The organism is Streptomyces sp. NPDC000151 (assembly GCF_040301705.1).
GTDB lineage: Bacteria > Actinomycetota > Actinomycetes > Streptomycetales > Streptomycetaceae > Streptomyces.
Window position 1 is genome coordinate 1 of record NZ_JBEPFC010000053.1, and the last position, 17,683, is coordinate 17,683.

Below are 17,683 nucleotides of genomic sequence, written 5' to 3' on the forward strand. Positions count from 1 at the left end.
GTTCGGCTACGGCCCGGCCGGCGGGCGGCCGCGGCAGCCGTGCGCGTGCTGGTGGCGGCGCGGCCGCGGCGTCCGCGCGCGGACCGGCGGCGGACGGCCGGTGTCCGGATCGTGTCCGAGCAGGGGCGGTGGTCGTTGGCCTGGTACGGGTGGTGGCCCCCGGGGACCGGATTCCGCTCCCGGCGGCCGCCGGTCGTCCACCATCGCTGAGGGCAGGCGGACCGGCTACGCAGGAGGGACCTATGACAGCGGACCGGCACGGGCACCGGATGAGCCACACCGGCGCCGATGCGCTCGTCCACTACGAACGGGCCCTGGACCACCTGGTGTTCTTCCGGCCCGAGGTGGTCGGGGCGACCCGGTCAGCGCTGGCGGCGGCACCGCGGTCGGTGATGGCGCAGGTGCTGGCCGCGTACCTCGGCGTGCTGGGTACGGAGGAGAAGGACGCGGCCGCGGCCCGGGAGACCTTCCTCCGCTTCCGCTCCGGTCTGGACGAGGACCCCCTCACGCCCCGGGAGCGGATGCATCTCGCCGCCGCCGGCGCCTGGCTGGACGGGGACCTGCACCGCGCCGGCCGCCTGCTCGGTGACCTCACCGTCGCCCATCCACGCGATGTGCTGGCGCTCTTCGCCGGGCACCAGCACGACTTCCTCACCGGGGACGCCCAGCGCCTGCGCGACCGCGTCGGCGGGGCGCTGGGCGCCTGGGAGGCGGACGACCCGCACCGCGGCCCGCTGCTGGGCATGTACGCGTTCGGCCTGGAGGAGTCGGGCCACTACGAGCGCGCGGAGGAGGCGGGCCTCGAAGCGCTCGCGCGCCATCCGGGCGACGTGTGGGCGATCCACGGCGTCGTGCACAGCTACGAGATGCGGGGCCGCAGCACGGACGGGATGCGCTTCCTCGACGCCCGCACCGACCACTGGGCGGACGGCACCCTGCTCACCGTGCACAACTGGTGGCACTACGCCCTGTACGCACTGGAGTTGGGCGACGCGGCACGGGTACTGGAGATCTACGACGCGGCGCTGCACCACGAGGAGTCGGCGGGCGTCGCCATGGAACTGCTGGACGCCGCCGCCCTGTTGTGGCGGCTGTACCTGGCGGGCGAGGAGCAGAGCGCGCGGTGGGCGCGGCTCGCCGACGCGTGGGAGCGCCGCGACGACGGCGCGCACTACGCCTTCAACGACGCGCACGCGGTCATGGCGTACGTGGGTGCCGGCCGCATCGGCCTGGCCGAGCGGCTGGTGGCGGACCGGCAGCGGTGGCTGGCCGGGGCCGCGCCGGCCGTCGCCAACCGCGCGATGACCGCCGACATCGGGCTGCCGGTGTGCCGGGCGCTGATCGCGTACGGGCGGCAGGAGTACGGCCGCGCCGCCGACCTGCTGCTGCCGGTGCGGCACCGGCTGCACCGCTTCGGCGGCAGTCACGCGCAGCGCGACGCCGTGCAGCGCACGCTGGTCGAGGCGGCGCTGCGCGCGGGCCGTACGGAGCTGGCGCGCACGCTGCTGAGCGAGCGCATTCAGCTGCGCCCCGTCTGCCCGTACAACTGGTCGGCGCAGGCCCGGCTGGAGGAGCAGCTCGGCGATCCGGCGCGGGCCGCGGCGGCGCGCGAGAAGGCCGCGGCCCAGGCGGCGTTCTGAAGGACGGCCCGCCGTGACGGTTCCGGCCAGCGGAGTGCAACGCGCCGCCACGCACCGCGCTGGACCCGCCGCGCGGCCCCGCCGCCCAGGTCAGCGCGGCGCGGCCCTGCTCCGTCGCGCGCTGCCGAGGGGGCGGCAGGGACGGGCGTGACGGGCGCTCCGAACTGCGTCGCGGAATACGCATTTCCGCGCGTCTGATTACCGGTCCCGCCGCTCTCGACGATTCGGACAACCTGCTGAATTCGATGGCTTGGGCACGCAGTCCACGAAAACGCTTGTCATGCCCCGGTGCCCGCATCGAGGCCACGGCGTACGCCCGGCTCACCGGCCGGAGTTCCGGCCTGCCGGTTTCCCGCTCCGATCAGCGCTTTTCTGCAGGATATCGATGCCTTCCGGCCCGTACCGGAGCCGGGCATACGGAATTCAGGATTCACGGCAATTTCCTGCCCTATCAGTAAGTCGGCTTCTGTACTGTCCGTCCCGATGAGTGCAGAGTGCGACTCAGCGCTCACATCGTCACGCAGTCGTACAGGCGCCGTCCGGCGGAGGATGCATACATGCTGATCAGGCAGGGGGGCCTGACGCACCCGGCAGCACTGTCCCGTCCGAGCTCACCGGAACGCGCGGGCCCGCCCCGCGCGCCATTGCTCCGACGGCCGTGACATCGGATCGGTTCCCTCCGGGCCGCACCCTTTTCGCTACCACTTTCGCGTCGCGTCCAGGACGCACATCCACCAGGAGGACAGCACCATGGCACGTATTTTCATCGTGGGTTCCGGCGTCGTCGGGACGGCCACCGGTAAGGGCTTTTTACACGCCGGCCACGAGGTGACCTTCATCGACATCTCGCACCAGCGGCTCGAATACCTGCGCTCGCAGGATCTGGACGCGCGTGACGTGCTCGATCTGCGAAATGAACCGGACGCCTTCATTTTCCTCACGCTGCCCACGCCCAACGTCGGGCACCGCTACGACCTGACCGCCTTCGAGGACGGTACCGCGTCGGTGGGCGCGGCCCTGGCCGAAGCCACCGGCCACCACGTCGTGGTCGTCCGCTCCACCGTGCCGCCGGGCACCACCGAGGGTCTCGTCCAGACCCTGCTGGAGAAGCACTCGGGCAAGTCGGTCGGCGAGGGCTTCTCGCTGGCCGGCAACCCCGAATTCCTGCGCGCCGCCACGGCGTTGGAGGACTTCCGGCACCCGTGGATGACGGTGATCGCCTCCCGCAGCAACCGGACGGTGGAGCGGCTGACCGCGCTGCTGGCGCCGTTCGGCGGGGAGCTGCGCACCTTCTCCAACCCGGCGGCGGCCGAGCTGGTCAAGTGCGCCCACAACATCTACAACGCCACGAAGATCAGCTTCTGGAACGAGATGTGGCTGGTGAGCCAGACCCTCGGGCTGGACCTCGATCCCATCGCGCAGACCGTGGCCCGGTCCGCCGAGGGCTCGTACAACCCGCTCTACGGCATCCGCGGGGGAGCGCCGTACGGCGGGGTGTGCCTGCCCAAGGACACTCAGGGATTCCTCGGCCTCGCCGCGTCGCTGAGCCTGGACATGCCGCTGCTCAAGGCCGTGGTCCAGGTCAACGACACGCTGGCCGAGCGGACCGACCGGGAAGCGGACGAGCTGACCGCCGAACTGGCCTGACGGTCCCCGCCGAACTCCTCCCTCAGAGCTTCGCCTCCCCCCTTGCCCGGCCTCGGCTCACCCGTCATCGAGAACGGAACCATGAGTGCCCTACTAGACACCACGCTCTACGACTTCCGGTACTACCTGGTCTACCTGCCGTTGGGCATCCTGGGCCTGGTGCGCTGGAGCTGCTGGCTCGTGCGCCGCGCGCCGGCCGCCCTGTACCGCCCGGTGCGCAACGACTTCCGGCTGCCGCTGAGCATCGTCGTCCCGGTGTACCAGGAAGATCCCGACATCTTCGCGCACGCGATCGAATCCTGGCTGGCCAACGACGTCGAGGAGGTCGTCCTCGTCATCGACGTCACCGACGACGCGTGCCAGAAGGTCGCGGCCCGCTATCCCGTGACCGTCGTCATCACCGACGTCCCCGGCAAACGCGACGCGCTGCGCCGCGGCTGGGAGGCGTGCAGCACCGACCTGGTCGCGCTGGTGGACTCCGACACCATCTGGGCGGACGACGTGGCCGCCGAGGTGTGCAAGCCGTTCGCCGACCCCAAGGTCGGCGGCGTCGGCACCCGCCAGAACGTCTACAACCCGCGGGGTTTCCTGCAGCGGGTCAACGACATGTACCTGGACTACCGGTACTTCGACGAGAACGCGGCCCAGACCGCCGTGGGCCGCGCCGTCTCCTGCCTCTCCGGCCGGACCGCGGTCTACCGCCGGGAGCTGCTGCTGGAGATATCCGACGAGTTCATGACCGAGACGTTCATGGGCGTGCCGTGCATGTCCGGCGACGACAAGCGGCTGACCACACTGACCCTGGCGCGCGGCCACCGTACGTACATGCAGCGCTCGGCGCGGGTCTGGTCGACCTTCCCCGGCACCCTGCGGATCTTCATGAAGCAGCGGCTGCGCTGGTCCCGCAACACCTGGAGATCAGACCTCAGAGCGCTGTCGTCCCGCTGGATCCGGCGCCATCCGTTCCTCGCCTTCACCATGGCCGACAAGGCGGTGAGCAGCTTCACGCTGCTGTTCGCGCCGGTCTTCATGACCTGGGCGATCGTGCGGCAGGACTGGTTCTTCGTGGCCTGCCTGGCCGCCTGGTGGTGGATCAGCCGGGCGATGAAGATGCTTCCGCACCTGGTGCGCAGGCCGTCGTCGTTCTTCCTCGTCCCCGGCTTCGTGCTGGTGTCGTTCCTGATGGCCGGGGTGAAGATCTGTGCCCTGCTGACCATCCGCAGGCAGCGCTGGCTGACCCGGCAGGTGTCCGTCGTCAACGGTGTCGCGGTGCGGACCTCGCCGCAGGCCGCAGGTTCGGAGGCAGGCGCATGACATACGTACACCGTTGTGGGGCGGCCGCGGCCGCCCTCTCGGCCGTCCTGGCCCTCGGCGTCCAGACTGCGCCGGCGGCGGCCGCCGACCTGCCCGAGGACGTCGCCGCATGGCAGCGCACCGGGGAGCCGGACCGGCTGATGGTGCTGCGGCCGCGCAGCGTGAGCCTGCTCAGCCACGGCGTCGTCGTGCGCCGGCTGTATCCGGGGACGCCGTCCGTCTCGCTGGGCTGGCTGGCCGCCAACGCGGGCCGGGAGTGGATCGGTTCCGAGCCCGGCCGGCCGTCCACCGTCCGCATCCGTACCGCGATGCTGCTCGCTCCCGACACCATCCTGCGCATCGACGACCGAACGAAGAAGGTCCTGCTCACCGCGGGGCGGACGGCCAGGTCGGGCACGTGGATCAGCGGCAGCCGGGCCGCCCTGGACGTCGACAGCACCACGCTGGCCTCGGTCGCGGAGGACGGCTCCAGCCCCGCGCCCGCGAGCGCGCTCGGACGCCCGTACCTCTCGATGGGCGCGGGCGGCCGGATGGACTTCCGCAACGCCACCGTCAGCGGGTTCGGCCGGGTCGGCGAGTCCGCGACCGCCGACCAGTCGGGCGTCACCTGGGCCCGTGGCAGTACGGGATCCGCGACCGGTACGACGTTCGAGGACAACTACACCGGGCTGCGGCTGGCCGGCTCCAAGGACGTCACGCTGAAAAACGTCACGGCCACCGGGGCCGCCGAGGACGGCATCGTACTCAAGGGCGACCGCGGCACGAAGGCGAGCGGCCTCGCGGCCGAGTCCAACGGCCGTACGGGCATCGCCCTCGGCGGTACCGACAACCGCAGCCTGACCGGCTTGGACACCCGGGACAACGACGGCGCCGGGATCAAGGCCACCCTCCAGCGCGGCCTGCGGCTGACCTCCCCCACCTCCCACTTCGACCAGGGCGGCGGCATCGACCTGACGTCCTGCCGGCAGTGCGTCGTGCACAAGGCCACGGTGGAGAGCTCGTCGCGCGCCGCGGTGCGCGTCTCCGGCGGCAACAGCACCGTCTCCGTACAGGAACCCGAGCTGACGGGGCACAACGGCAGCGAGCCCGGCATCCTGCTGGCCGAGGGCATCGAGGGGGCCACGGTCTCCGGTGGCAGTGTCGGCGGCTTCGACCGCGGCATCGGCATCACCGGCTCGCACGTCCGCATCGACCGCACGGCCCTGACCGGCAACCGCACCGGCATCGCCATCGGCGGCAACGCCGACCGGGTCGCGCTGCACGGCGTACGGGTGGACGGCGGCGAGACCGGCGTGCTGGCCTCCGCCACCACCCGGCACATCACACTGTCCGACGTGCGGGTCAGCGAGGCCAGTCGCAAGGGCCTGGCCTCCAGCTCCCCCGGGCTGCGGGTCACCGGCGGCGCCCTGTCCGGCGGCACCACGGCCGTCGACCTCGGTGCCGCGGCGCGCCTGGAGGACGTGACGATCGGCAGCTCGCACCGCGGCATGCACCTCGCGCAGCACGTCCGTGCCTCCGGGAAGTCCGTGGACGTACTGGCCGAGCGGCAGGGCATCGACGCGGACGCCGGATCGATGCTGGACCTCACCGACTCCCGCGTCCGCGCCCCGGTGGCGCTCGACGGCGACGGCGAGGTCGCCCGGCACGGGAAGACGGAGATCACCCTGCCGCCGTTCCCCTGGCTCGGCTTCGCGGCCCTGGTGGCCCTGGCCCTGGCCGTCGTCCTGCAGACCCTCCATCACGTCCGGCACCGCGGCACCCCACGGGCCAAGGTCGCCGGGCACGTAGAGAACACGGCCTGACGCATCGTCAGCCGTGCTGCCGATACCGGCCGCCGCCCGCAACGGACGGCGGCCGGAGAAGGAGTGGCACACCATGACCGACCGATCATCCGGCGTCACAAGAGCATTGCGCGCGGGCATCGTCCTGCTGTCCGCGGGCACGCTGGTCACCGGCCTGACCGGCGTGCTCGCCCCGCCCGCACAGGCCGCGGCCTGTTCCGGACAGGTGCGGTACGCCTCCAGTACCAACACCCTCTACCTCATGTCCGGCACGTCGTCGCCGTCCGGCATCAGCACGCAGTGCCCGAGCGCTCCCCTGCACCAGGTCGACGGCTCGCCCGGCACCTGGCAGCTGGACGCCAACCTGGTCGTCCAGAACGGCGCCACCCTGGAGCTGCACGGCTCCGCGGCGGGCGGTGACACCGACACCCTGCGGCTCAACAGCCCGGCGGGCGGCGGGCCCACCGAGGTCGCCTCCATCACCGCGCAGTACGGCACGATCGACATCGACCGCGCCGAGATCACCTCCTGGGACGAGAAGGCGAACGGCCCGGACAAGGACACCTCGGCCGGCACCGGAGAGCGCGGACGGGCCTTCATACGGGCGCTGTCCTACCTCGACACCGACGGCACGCCCCGCCAGTCCACGATGAACATCTACCACAGCGACATCGGGTACCTCGGCTACTACGCGGCCGAGAGCTACGGCGTGGCGTACAAGGCCCGCGGCTGCGACATCGACCACCAGGACGTCTGCGACCGGCTGGACGTGCTCGGCGACCAGATCGGCAGCCGCTTCCACCACAACTACATGGGCACCTACACCTTCGGCGCCTACGGGATGACGTTCGACCGCAACGAGTACGACCACAACGTGGCGTACGGGCTCGACCCGCACGACGACTCGGACCACCTGACGATCACCAACAACCACGCGCACGACAACGGCAATCACGGGATCATCTGCTCCCAGCGGTGCGACCACCTGGAGATCGTCGGCAACGAGAGCGACCACAACGGCATCCCGCCCTACCTGCCGCCGGGCGACGAGGACGCGTCGGACAACCAGGTGCACGGCATCATGCTGCACCGCGGCGTCACCGACTCCGTCGTGCGCGACAACAACGTGCACGACCAGCCCAACGGCGCGGGCATCGCGGTCTTCGACAGCAGTGACGACGTCATCGAGAACAACACCGTCACGCGCGCGAAGTTCGGGCTGCGCTACAGCGTCGGTTCGCAGGACATCACCATGACGAACAACACCGTCACGGACAGCGGGCAGTACGCCGTCTACACGTACCAGGGCTCGGACAAGCCCGTGTACACCAACGACACCGGCAGGCCGGCCCGGCTGAAGTTCACCGGCAACACCTTCGACGGCAGCGGGAGCAACGTCCTCAAGCTCGGGCAGAGCGACAACCTGACGTTCAGCGGGAACACCTTCACCGGCACGTTGGCCTCCGGCGCGCTGACCCAGCAGACCGCGGGGACCACCTTCGACCGGAACACCGCGCCGTCCGGGCTGACGTACACCGTCAAGGGTTCGCCCGGGTCGATCGCCTTCCGCGACCAGAACCCGGTCAAGGTGCAGCTGGACTCGGCCAGTTCGGCGGCCTTCACCGCAACTGGCCTGAAATCGGGCGCTTCGTACAAGCTCACCGCAGACGGCCGTACCGTGGCCACCGGCAAGGCGGACTCGAAGGGCACCCTGACCCTGCGCGCCAAGGAGGCGAGCAGCTCGGCGGTGACCTACCGGATCGCCGCCGCCTGACAGCAGGCCGTCCCGCCGCCCGTGCGGCGGGGCGGCCGATGCCCCCGAGCCAGGACAGGAGCACCCGGCCCATGGACCGTCGGACGTTCGTCGCCGCGGGAGCGGCCTCGCTGGCCGCCCTCCTCGCCTCGTGCTCCGGCTCCGACGAGAAACCCCCGCCGCCGCGGGAAACGGACGACCCCTCCCCCGGCTCGTCCCTGGACTGGGACACCGCCGCGGTGGCCCGGTTCTTCGGTTCCCGGCTCAGGCCGCGCGAGGACGGCTCCTTCGGCCTGTCCCGCGCCGCGCTGCGGCACCATCCGCTGTACGGGCCCGTGCTGCGGGTGCGTTATCCGGCCCGCTCGGCCAGCCCCACCGTCGCCCGCCGCTACGGCCGCCCGGAAGGCGGCGCGCAGCTGTACCTGCCGCTGCGCTCCGGCCCGACCGACGCCCTCCATCTGCGCTACTACCTGCGTTTCCCCAAGGGTTTCGACTTCGTCAAGGGCGGCAAGCTGCCCGGCCTGTACGGCGGTTCGGTGACCGGCGGCCGGCACATCCCCGACGGCGAGAACGGCCTGTCCACGCGGTACATGTGGCGGCGCAAGGGCCGGGGCGAGGTGTACGCGTACCTGCCGACCTCCGTGGAGCACGGCACCTCGCTCGGCCGCGGCAAGTGGAAGTGGCCGGTCGGCCGCTGGACCTGCGTGGAGCAGTCCGTACGGCTCAACACGCCGGGCGAGGACGACGGTTCGGTGGAGGTGTTCCTCGACGGCCGGCGGGTGCTGCGCAAGGACGACCTGGAGTTCCGGACCACGAAGAAACTGCAGATCGAGGGCGTGTTCTTCTCGACCTTCTTCGGCGGCTCGGACCCGAGCTGGGCGACGCCGGACGCGGATTACGCGGACTTCGCGGCGTTCGCCGTCTCGCACGAGCGCATCGGTCCGATACGGCGCGACTGACCCGTCACCTGGCTTCTCAGGACGACTCGCGGACCACCAGCTCCGTCGGCAGCGTGAGCCGCTGCCGGGGTGCCGCGGGGTCGGCGATCTCGCGCAGCAGGACGCGGGCGATCGTGGTGCCCAGCTCCTCGACGGGCTGCCGGACGGTCGTCAGGGGCGGGTGGGTGTGCCGGGCGAGGAAGGAGTCGTCGAAGCCGACGACCGCCACGTCCTCGGGGACGCGCCGCCCGCGGGCGCGCAGCTCGCTCAGTGCGCCCACCGCCATCACGTCGGAGGCCACGAAGAGGGCGTCCAGGTCCGGGACGCGGTCCAGGAGCGTGCGCACGGCGGCCCGCCCGCCCTCCTCGGTGAAGTCCGCGCGGGCCACGAGCCGTTCCTCGGGCCGCGCGCCGGCCGCGCGCAGGGCGTCCTGCCAGCCCTGGAGCCGGCCGCGGCCGACGTCCATGTCCATCGGTCCGGTGACCGTCGCGATCCTGGTGCGGCCGCGCTCCAGCAGGTGCCGTACGGCCGCGTGGGCGCCGCCCGCGTTGTCGGCGCAGACGTGGCTGAGCGACTCCTCGGGCGAGCGGCGGCCGGCGAGCACGGTGGGCAGGCCCATCTCCTCCAGCAGCGCGGGCAGCGGGTCGTGCTCGTGCACGGAGGCCAGCAGGACGCCGTCCACCCGCCGCTCCGCGACGGACGCGGTGAGCCGGTCGCGCTCGCCCTGGTCGCGGACGAGGATCAGCTGGAGCTGGGTCCGGGTGTCGGCGAGGCCGGTGCTCACGCCGCGGATCACGGCCGCGAAGTACGGCTCGGCACCGAGCCGGGACTCCGATTCGGGGATGACCAGGGCGATGGAGTTGGTCCTGCTGGTGACGAGGCCGCGGGCGACGGAGTTCGGTACGTAGTTCAGCTCGGCTATGGCGGCCAGGACGGCGGCCCTGGCCTCGTCGCTGACGAGCGTCGAGCCGTTGATGACGCGTGAGACCGTGGTGCGGCCGACGCCGGCGCGTGCCGCCACGGTTTTTATCGTCGGCCGCTGTCCGCCCGCCATCGCGCCACCCCCGCCGTGTCCCGTCCCCGCCCCGTTCACCAGCGCATTGTGCCAGACCTCCGGCGCGCTCCGTACAGCCTTCGGGCACTGTGCCGAGCGGAACGTCAACTCTCGTCTGTGTTCAAGTCATTGACACATCACCCCGACTGCGGTCACTCTTCCGAAACATCGGTGGGCACGTTCCCAGCGCCGTCCAGCGGCGAATGGGAACGTACCCACATCGGCATGGGCCTGGGAGGGGAACGGCGATGAGCGTTCGGAAAACGATGACGAGGAGATCCCTGGCGGTGGTGTCGGCCGCCGCCGCGCTCGGCCTGGTCGCCGGCTGCGGCGGCAGCGGCGCCTCGGACACCGGCGGCGGGATCAAGGACGGCAAGGTCACCATCACCATGGGCCTGTACGGCGTCATGGGCTTCAAGGAGGCCGGCCTGCTGGAGCGTTACGAGAAGGACCACCCGAACGTCACCATCAAGGCGGAGATCGCCGGGGACGAGCAGACGTACTACACCGCGCTGCAGACCCATCTCGCCGCCGGCAGCGGCCTCAAGGACATCCAGGGCATCGAGGTCGGGCGCGCCAAGGAGCTCGTGGACACCCGGGCGGCGACCTTCGCCGACCTGTCGAAGGTCCCCGGAACCGGACATTTCCTGCCCTGGAAGCGGAACCAGGTCAGCACGGCGGACAAGAAGGTCATCGGCCTGGGCACCGACATCGGCCCGATGGCCGTCTGCTACCGCAAGGACCTGTTCGCCAAGGCCGGGCTGCCCACCGACCGCGAGAAGGTCGCGGAGCTGTGGGCGGGCGACTGGTCGAAGTACGTCGACGCGGGGCGGAAGTTCAAGTCCGGCTTCAAGGGCGACGGCGTGGCCTTCATGGACAGCGCCAGCGGTCTGTTCAACGCCATGATCTACGGCAGCTCCCAGCAGTTCTACGACGCCAAGGGCAAGCTGATCTACAAGGACAACCCGGTCGTCACCGGCGCCTGGGACCTGGCTGCGGACGCCGCCTCCTCGGACCTGACCGCCAAGCTCCGCCAGTTCCAGCCCGGCTGGGACCCGGGACTGGCCAACGGTACGTTCGCCACGACGGTGTGCCCGGCGTGGATGCTCGCCCACATCAGCGAGAAGGCGGGCCCGAAGAACAAGGGCAAGTGGGATGTGGCCAAGGCCCCCAAGGGCGCCAACTGGGGCGGCTCCTTCCTCGGCGTGATGGAGCAGAGCCCGGTCAAGGACGAGGCGAAGAAGCTGGTCGCGTGGCTCACCGCGCCCGAGCAGCAGGCGTACCTCTTCGAGAAGCTCGGCAACTTCCCGTCGTCGGAGAAGGCCCTCAAGGCACCCGAAGTGGCCCACGCGAAGTCGGCGTACTTCAGTGCGGCGCCGATCGGCGAGATCTTCGGCGTCGCCGCCCGGGAGATCCCCGACAAGCAGGTGCTCGGCCGCAAGGACGGCACGATCAAGGACATCTTCTCGCAGGGCCTGACGCTCATCGAGGCACAGCACAAGAGCCCCGAAACGGCCTGGAAGACCACCGACGAGCGCGTCAAGAAGGCCACCGGCTGACCGCCGGCACCCGACCGATACAGGAGGATCCCGGTGGCCCTGCAGACCTATCGGCGGCGTACGTTCTGGCACCGGCTGGACGTGCGCGGCGCCCCGTACGCCTTCGTCGCCCCGTTCTTCGTCGTCTTCGCCGCGTTCAGTTTCTATCCGCTGCTCTACACCGCGTGGATCTCGCTGCACAAAGTGGAGCTGTCCTCCATGGACCTCATGGAGTGGGTGGGGCTGGACAACTTCACGGCGCTGTGGGGCGACGACCGCTTCTGGAACGCGCTCGCCAACACCTTCACACTCGGCGTGCTCTCCACCGTCCCGCAGCTGCTGATGGCGCTGGGCCTGGCGCACCTGCTCCACTACCGGCTGCGCGGCTCGGCCTTCTTCCGGGTCGCGGCGCTGACGCCGTACGCGACGTCGGTGGGCGCCGCCGCGCTGGTCTTCACGATGCTCTTCGAGCGCGACTTCGGCATGATCAACTGGCTGCTGGGGCTGGTCGGCATGGACCCGGTCAACTGGGAGAACGACAAGTGGGCCGCCCAGCTGGCCGTCTCCTCGATCGTCATCTGGCGCTGGACCGGCTACAACGCGCTGCTCTACCTGGCGGCGATGCAGGCCGTGCCGGACGAGCGGTACGAGGCCGCCGCGCTCGACGGCGCCTCGCGCTGGCAGCAGTTCCGGATGGTCACCATCCCCGGCATCCGGTCCACGGTCGTCTTCACGATCGTGCTGTCCACGATCGGCGCGACCCAGCTCTTCGGCGAGCCGCTGATCTTCGGCCAGGGCCCGAACGGCATCACCGGCGGCGCCGACAACCAGTACCAGACCCTGGGCCTGCTGCTTTACGAGGAGGGCTGGAAGAACTACCAGATGGGGCGCGCCGCGACCATCGCCTGGGCGATGTTCCTGCTGCTGATCCTCGTCTTCGTCGTGCAGCGCGTCGTCCAGCGCCTCGCTTCCCGCCCGGCCGGCCGCCGGCACGTCCTGTCCAGGAGCAGCCAGTGATGACCACCGACAGCCTCGAGGCCCCGGCGGCGGACCGGCGCCCGCGCACCGCCGGGCACCCTACGCGTCCCCCGGCCCGCCGCCGGCTGTCCCTGCGGCCCGGCGCCGGACGTCAGCACCACGCGGGCCCCGTCGCCTACGTCCTGCTGGCCGTCGCGACGCTCGCTTCGCTGTTCCCGCTGTACTGGACGCTGGTGGCGGCCTCCAGCGACAACACCCGGGTGTCGCAGACGCCGCCGCCGTTCCTGCCGGGCCCGCACCTCTTCGAGAACCTGGGCAAGGCCTGGAACGACGCGGCGCTGGGCAAGGCCATGGCCAACAGCCTGATCGTGGCAGGCGTCATCGCGCTGTCGACCGTGCTGTTCGCGACCCTCGCGGGCTTCGCCTTCGCCAAGCTGCGCTTCCGCGGCCGCAACATCCTGCTCATGCTGGTCATCGGCACGATGATGGTGCCGCCGCAGCTGGGCGTCGTGCCGCTGTTCATGATGATGAGCGAGCTGGGCTGGGGCCAGCAGCTGCCGTCGGTCATCTTCCCCACCCTGGTCAGCGCGGTGGGCGTGTTCTTCATGCGGCAGTACCTGGCCGAGGCGCTGCCCGACGAGCTGGTCGAGGCGGGCCGGGTGGACGGCGCGCACTCGCTCCGCATCTTCTGGAGCATCGTGCTGCCGGTCGCCCGGCCGGCCATGGCCGTCCTCTTCATGATCACGTTCGTGCACGCGTGGAACGACTTCTTCTGGCCATTCATCGCGCTGGACATGACCAACCCCACCGTCCCCGTCGCGCTGACCCAGCTCAGCGCGGGGTACGTCCGCGACCAGTCGCTCATCATGGCGGGCGCGCTGCTCGGAACGCTCCCCCTGCTGGCGATGTTCATCGTCTTCGGCCGCCAGATCGTGGGCGGGATCATGCAGGGCGCGGTGAAGGGATGACCGCCCGGCCCGCTTCCGTCTCCCCCGTTTCTTCTTCTCCCGAAAGGACACCCTTGACCACCGCATCGCAGACCGCCGCCCGCTCGGAGACAGCCGCAGCGCCGCACCCTCTCCTCGCCGCTGATCAGGGCCCCGCCGCCGGCCTTTCCTTCCCGCCGGGCTTCCTCTGGGGCACGGCCACGGCCGCGTACCAGGTCGAGGGCGCGGCGGCCGAGGACGGCCGCACGCCCTCCATCTGGGACACCTTCGCGCGCACGCCGGGCAAGGTGCGCAACGGCGACACCGGCGACATCGCGACGGACCACTACCACCGCTGGCGCGAGGACGTCGCCCTCATGGCCGAGCTGGGCGTGGGTGCGTACCGCTTCTCGCTGTCCTGGCCGCGCGTCCAGCCGACCGGGCGCGGCCCCGCCGTACAGAAGGGCCTGGACTTCTACCGGCGGCTGGCCGACGAGCTGCTGGAGAAGGGCATCCAGCCGGTGGTCACGCTCTACCACTGGGACCTGCCGCAGGAGCTGGAGGACGCGGGCGGCTGGCCGGAGCGGGCGACCGCCGGCCGGTTCGCCGAGTACGCGGCGCTGGCCGCCGACGCGCTGGGCGACCGGGTCCGTACCTGGATCACCCTCAACGAGCCCTGGTGCAGCGCCTTCCTGGGCCATGCCTCCGGGGTGCACGCGCCGGGGCGTACCGAACCGGTCGCCGCGCTGCGCGCCGCACACCATCTCAATCTCGCGCACGGCACGGCGGTCCAGGCGCTCCGCGCGGCGCTGCCGTCCGCGGCCGACATCGCGATCACGCTCAACGTCCATCAGGTACGGCCGCGTACCGACAGCCCCCAGGACGCGGACGCGGCGCGCCGTATCGACGCCCTGGCCAACCGGGTGTTCACCGGCCCGCTGCTGCACGGCGCCTATCCGGACGACCTGCTGGCCGACACGGCGCGGCTGACCGACTGGTCCTTCGTGCACGACGGCGACACCGCGACCATCCAGCAGCCGCTGGACTTCCTGGGCGTCAACTACTACACGCCGACGCTGGTGTCCGCGGCGGACGGCACGGAGCCCGACCACTCCGCCGACGGCCACGGCGAGAGCGGCCACAGCCCCTGGCCGGGCGCCGACGACGTGGTCTTCCACCGTCCGCCGGGCCGTACGACGGCGATGGGCTGGGCGGTGGATCCAAGCGGCCTGTACGACCTGCTGCTGCGGCTGAAGGCGGACGCGCCGGACCTGCCGCTGATGATCACCGAGAACGGCGCGGCGTGCGACGACTACGCCGACCCGAGCGGCGAGGTGCGGGACCCGGACCGGATCGCGTATCTGCACGGCCACCTGGCGGCCGTGCACCGCGCCATCGAGGCCGGCGTGGACGTCCGCGGCTACTTCCTGTGGTCGCTGCTGGACAACTTCGAGTGGGGCTACGGCTACAGCAAGCGCTTCGGCGCGGTGTACGTGGACTACCCGACCGGGCGCCGCATCCCGAAGGCCAGCGCCCGGTGGTACGCGGAGGTGTCCCGCACGAACACCCTCCCGGCGGCGGACACCGAGTAGCGGACACCGATTAGCGGACACCGAGTAAGTGCCGGGCCCTCAAGTGAGCAGGGCCAGCAGGTGGGTACAGGCCGCGGCCTCGTCCGTATGGCGGGCGATGACCTCGTAACGGCCGCGTTCGTACGCACCGGTCTCCCACGCCCCGTCCGGCGTCCTGCGCAGGTACAGGAAGTCGGGGGGCGTGGGGGCCGGCTCGTGCACGCCCTCGATCCGGTAGTGGCCGTCGGCCACCCCGGCCGCGCGCAGCGCGGACCGCAGCTGCTGCCGGTCCATGGCGTCGTCCGCCGTCCGGCCTACGCGTCCGCCGGCGTGAGGTACCGGTGGTCCACCAGCCACTTCACGTTGAGCCGCTGGCCCTCGCCCGGGTTCAGGAACACCGAGTCCAGCTTGATCTGCTGGCCGCCGCCGGGCTGTTCGAACCAGGGGGCGATGCTGCCCTGCCACACCCAGAACGGCTTGATCACCTTGTACGTGTGGTAGTCGCACGGCGAAACGGGTTCGCGGGTGTTGAGGTTCTGCGGGGGCAGCGCGCGCTCGGCGTACGGGTCGCCGGCCGGCGCCAGGTACCCGCCGAACTCGGAGCCGAAGCGGTCCAGCCGCTGGCCGGTGCGCAGCTTCGACGGCTCCTTGTCGATCTCGCCGTTGACCTCGGCGAATCCGTCGTTGGGCGGGTACTTCCAGCTGCCCGAGTCCGCCGGTCCCTGCCAGTACTTCTTCAGGAAGGCGGCGGGCGACAGCGTGCCCGTCCGGTGGTACCCCTTCAGGAGCGGGCCCACCGGTGCCAGCCGCTTGTTCGGCAGCCATTTCGGGCCGAGCCGCGCGTCACCGTTGAACTTGCCGGTGCAGGGCTCGTGCCGGGCGGCGGCGTCGGCCGCCGGGCGCTTCTCCTGCTGCTGCGGCGCGGCGCTCGCGGCAGGGGCGGCCGCCAGCCCGGCGGCCAGGCCGAGCGCGGCGAGCAGGGTACGGAGTCGGTTCACTCAGGGCTCTCCTTGTGCGGTCGTGCAGACCTGCTGCGTGGGGACGGCTTTCCGGGCCGACGGCGTGCGCGTACACGTGTGCACGCTGCGGGTGCTGATGCTGATGTGCCATCAGCTCGGACCATTCCGCACGGTAACCGGTCGTTCACGTAGGGCGGTAGCACGCGACGCCGATTTCCGGCCACCCGTCACGGCCCGGGGTGCAGCGCAAGCCAGCGCAGGGTGCCGCACAGCAACGCAGCAGGGGCCGCCGCGCGGGCGACCCCTGCTGCGTGTGTTTCGGGCGTTCTCTCAGAGGCCCAGCAGCCCCAGGCCCAGCAGGCCGCCCTTGCCGCCACCGCCGAGGAGGCCGTTGTTGCCCTGCTGCTTCGGCGTCTCGCCCGGCCGCGCCTCGTCGCCCGGCATCGTGTTCTGCTCCTGCCCCGGGAAGGCGCCCGGCTGCGCGGGCTCCGGGTCGCCGGACATGCCGGCCGGGCCGTTGACGGGGTCTTCGTCGCCGGGGTCGCCGGCGACCTGCACTGCGCCGGCGGCGGACGCCGGAGCGTAGGCGGCGGCCACGGGGGCGCCGAGGAGGACGATCATGGAGGCGGCGGCTGCCGCACCTGCCGCGAGTCGGGTACGCACGGTGCTCTCTCCCTCGCATCATGGATGTGACGTGTCCGTCCTTCCGCGCGGTGGCGCATGGCTAACAGAACTTCACCCGACTACCGGCGCAAAGATCACTGGATCGCACGGTGATCACTGGATCGCACGGTGCCCCAGGCGGGCGCCCGTCGTTGCACCGTGAGGTGGTTGCGGTCGTGGCGTGCGGTGGTGGTCATCGCGGCGTGAGGTGGTTCACGCGAAAGAAGTGGCGTTGCGCGTGCGGGGCTGGGTACGGGCCCCCGAGATCGCCGAGCGGGATACCGGTATGAAAGGGTGGAAACTCGGCGAAAAGCAACGCGAGAAAAGGAGCCGCCATGTCGTCCAAGCGCCGCCGCAAGAAGAAGGCACGTCGCAAGAACGGTGCCAACCACGGCAGCCGTCCGCAGTCCTGAAGGACGAAGGACGCCGTAGGGAAGGAGGCCGGTGGGCACAGCCCACCGGCCTCCTTCCCTGTCCAGGTCAGTCGTCAGTCCAGCGCGTACTCGAAGGTGTACGGGACGGACGGCGCGCCGTGCACGGCGGTGAAGGAGCCGGTGCCGCGCAGCCCGGCCAGCTCGCCCGTGCCCGTGCCCGGCACCACCTCGAACGTGCAGTGCACCGTGCCGTCGGGCTCGAAGGAGCCGCGCTCCTCGACGACGAACGTGCCCGCGCGCCCGTCGAGGCTGCCGGTCAGTACTTCCATGCCGGTGAACGTGCCGGTCTTCTCCGTGGCGTAGACGATGGTGTACTCGCACGTCGTGCGGGCCGCCTCGATGCCACCGGTGAAGGTGTTGGTGACGGAGGCGTGCGCGAGCTTCGGGTGCGCCTCGGCCGGGCCGACGGTGCGCTCCTGCCAGTCGGCGAAGGTGAAGTGGCCGGTGGTCTGTGCGGGCATGGCCGCCCTTTCGATCGGCCGCACGG

16 protein-coding genes are annotated in these 17,683 nt (G+C 71.2%); 11 read left to right on the plus strand and 5 right to left on the minus strand.

The window, feature by feature from the left end; all coding sequences use genetic code 11:
- The first annotated feature begins 242 nt into the window (after window positions 1-242).
- The 6 genes from ABT381_RS17100 to ABT381_RS17125 all read left to right on the plus strand — a co-directional run bounded on the left by ABT381_RS17100 (window position 243) and on the right by ABT381_RS17125 (window position 9,094).
- The gene (locus tag ABT381_RS17100) at window positions 243-1,640 is read left to right on the plus strand and encodes a tetratricopeptide repeat protein (RefSeq protein WP_351594265.1); all 1,398 of its coding nucleotides are present in this window, start codon (window positions 243-245) and stop codon (window positions 1,638-1,640) included.
- 750 nt (window positions 1,641-2,390) lie between these two features.
- Window positions 2,391-3,287 (plus strand): 2-dehydropantoate 2-reductase N-terminal domain-containing protein, encoded by an 897-nt coding sequence (locus tag ABT381_RS17105; protein ID WP_351594268.1) that lies wholly within the window; start codon window positions 2,391-2,393, stop codon window positions 3,285-3,287.
- Between the two features lie 81 nt (window positions 3,288-3,368).
- On the plus strand, window positions 3,369-4,601 hold the full coding sequence (locus ABT381_RS17110) for a glycosyltransferase (RefSeq protein WP_351594271.1): 1,233 nt from the start codon (window positions 3,369-3,371) through the stop codon (window positions 4,599-4,601).
- Window positions 4,598-6,403 carry a right-handed parallel beta-helix repeat-containing protein gene (locus tag ABT381_RS17115; protein ID WP_351594274.1) on the plus strand — a complete coding sequence of 602 codons (1,806 nt, stop codon included), beginning with the start codon at window positions 4,598-4,600 and terminating at the stop codon, window positions 6,401-6,403. The genes ABT381_RS17110 and ABT381_RS17115 overlap by 4 nt, the downstream gene beginning before the upstream one ends.
- Before the next feature lie 73 nt (window positions 6,404-6,476).
- Window positions 6,477-8,156, plus strand: a complete 1,680-nt coding sequence (locus ABT381_RS17120) for a right-handed parallel beta-helix repeat-containing protein (protein WP_351594277.1) — start codon at window positions 6,477-6,479, stop codon at window positions 8,154-8,156.
- 71 nt (window positions 8,157-8,227) lie between these two features.
- Complete coding sequence (locus ABT381_RS17125) at window positions 8,228-9,094, plus strand: polysaccharide lyase (RefSeq protein WP_351594280.1); 867 nt, start codon at window positions 8,228-8,230, stop codon at window positions 9,092-9,094.
- A gap of 16 nt (window positions 9,095-9,110) precedes the next feature.
- Here the strand turns inward: ABT381_RS17125 and ABT381_RS17130 are convergent, their stop codons facing one another.
- The gene (locus tag ABT381_RS17130; protein WP_351594379.1) at window positions 9,111-10,127 is read right to left on the minus strand and encodes a LacI family DNA-binding transcriptional regulator; all 1,017 of its coding nucleotides are present in this window, start codon (window positions 10,125-10,127) and stop codon (window positions 9,111-9,113) included.
- 266 nt (window positions 10,128-10,393) lie between these two features.
- On the opposite strand from ABT381_RS17130, the gene ABT381_RS17135 reads away from it, so the two are divergent.
- From ABT381_RS17135 to ABT381_RS17150, 4 genes are read left to right on the plus strand one after another with little or no spacing between them, the layout of a single operon-like run.
- Complete coding sequence (locus ABT381_RS17135; RefSeq protein ID WP_351594283.1) at window positions 10,394-11,686, plus strand: ABC transporter substrate-binding protein; 1,293 nt, start codon at window positions 10,394-10,396, stop codon at window positions 11,684-11,686.
- A gap of 27 nt (window positions 11,687-11,713) precedes the next feature.
- A complete protein-coding gene (locus tag ABT381_RS17140; RefSeq protein WP_467754525.1) occupies window positions 11,714-12,682 on the plus strand; it encodes a carbohydrate ABC transporter permease in 969 nt (322 codons plus the stop codon).
- On the plus strand, window positions 12,682-13,611 hold the full coding sequence (locus ABT381_RS17145) for a carbohydrate ABC transporter permease (RefSeq protein WP_351594289.1): 930 nt from the start codon (window positions 12,682-12,684) through the stop codon (window positions 13,609-13,611). Before ABT381_RS17140 ends, ABT381_RS17145 begins: the two co-directional genes overlap by 1 nt.
- 53 nt (window positions 13,612-13,664) lie before the next feature.
- Entirely contained in the window at window positions 13,665-15,161 is a 1,497-nt protein-coding gene (locus tag ABT381_RS17150; protein ID WP_351594291.1) for a GH1 family beta-glucosidase, read from the plus strand.
- 39 nt (window positions 15,162-15,200) lie between these two features.
- On the opposite strand, the gene ABT381_RS17155 is transcribed toward ABT381_RS17150, so the two are convergent.
- From ABT381_RS17155 to ABT381_RS17165, 3 genes are all read right to left on the minus strand, one after another.
- On the minus strand, window positions 15,201-15,434 hold the full coding sequence (locus ABT381_RS17155) for a hypothetical protein (protein WP_351594294.1): 234 nt from the start codon (window positions 15,432-15,434) through the stop codon (window positions 15,201-15,203).
- A 20-nt stretch (window positions 15,435-15,454) separates the two neighbouring features.
- Window positions 15,455-16,138: a TNT domain-containing protein gene (locus ABT381_RS17160; protein WP_351594296.1), complete on the minus strand. Its 684-nt coding sequence runs from the start codon at window positions 16,136-16,138 to the stop codon at window positions 15,455-15,457.
- 291 nt (window positions 16,139-16,429) lie between these two features.
- Window positions 16,430-16,762, minus strand: coding sequence for a hypothetical protein (locus tag ABT381_RS17165; protein WP_351594299.1), 333 nt, complete (start codon window positions 16,760-16,762; stop codon window positions 16,430-16,432).
- Between the two features lie 335 nt (window positions 16,763-17,097).
- Here ABT381_RS17165 and ABT381_RS35885 point away from each other — a divergent pair, with 335 nt between their 5' ends.
- The gene (locus ABT381_RS35885) at window positions 17,098-17,175 is read left to right on the plus strand and encodes a 50S ribosomal protein bL37 (protein ID WP_370443954.1); all 78 of its coding nucleotides are present in this window, start codon (window positions 17,098-17,100) and stop codon (window positions 17,173-17,175) included.
- A 74-nt stretch (window positions 17,176-17,249) separates the two neighbouring features.
- On the opposite strand, the gene ABT381_RS17170 is transcribed toward ABT381_RS35885, so the two are convergent.
- Window positions 17,250-17,657 (minus strand): DUF3224 domain-containing protein, encoded by a 408-nt coding sequence (locus tag ABT381_RS17170; protein WP_351594300.1) that lies wholly within the window; start codon window positions 17,655-17,657, stop codon window positions 17,250-17,252.
- Window positions 17,658-17,683: the final 26 nt, after the last annotated feature.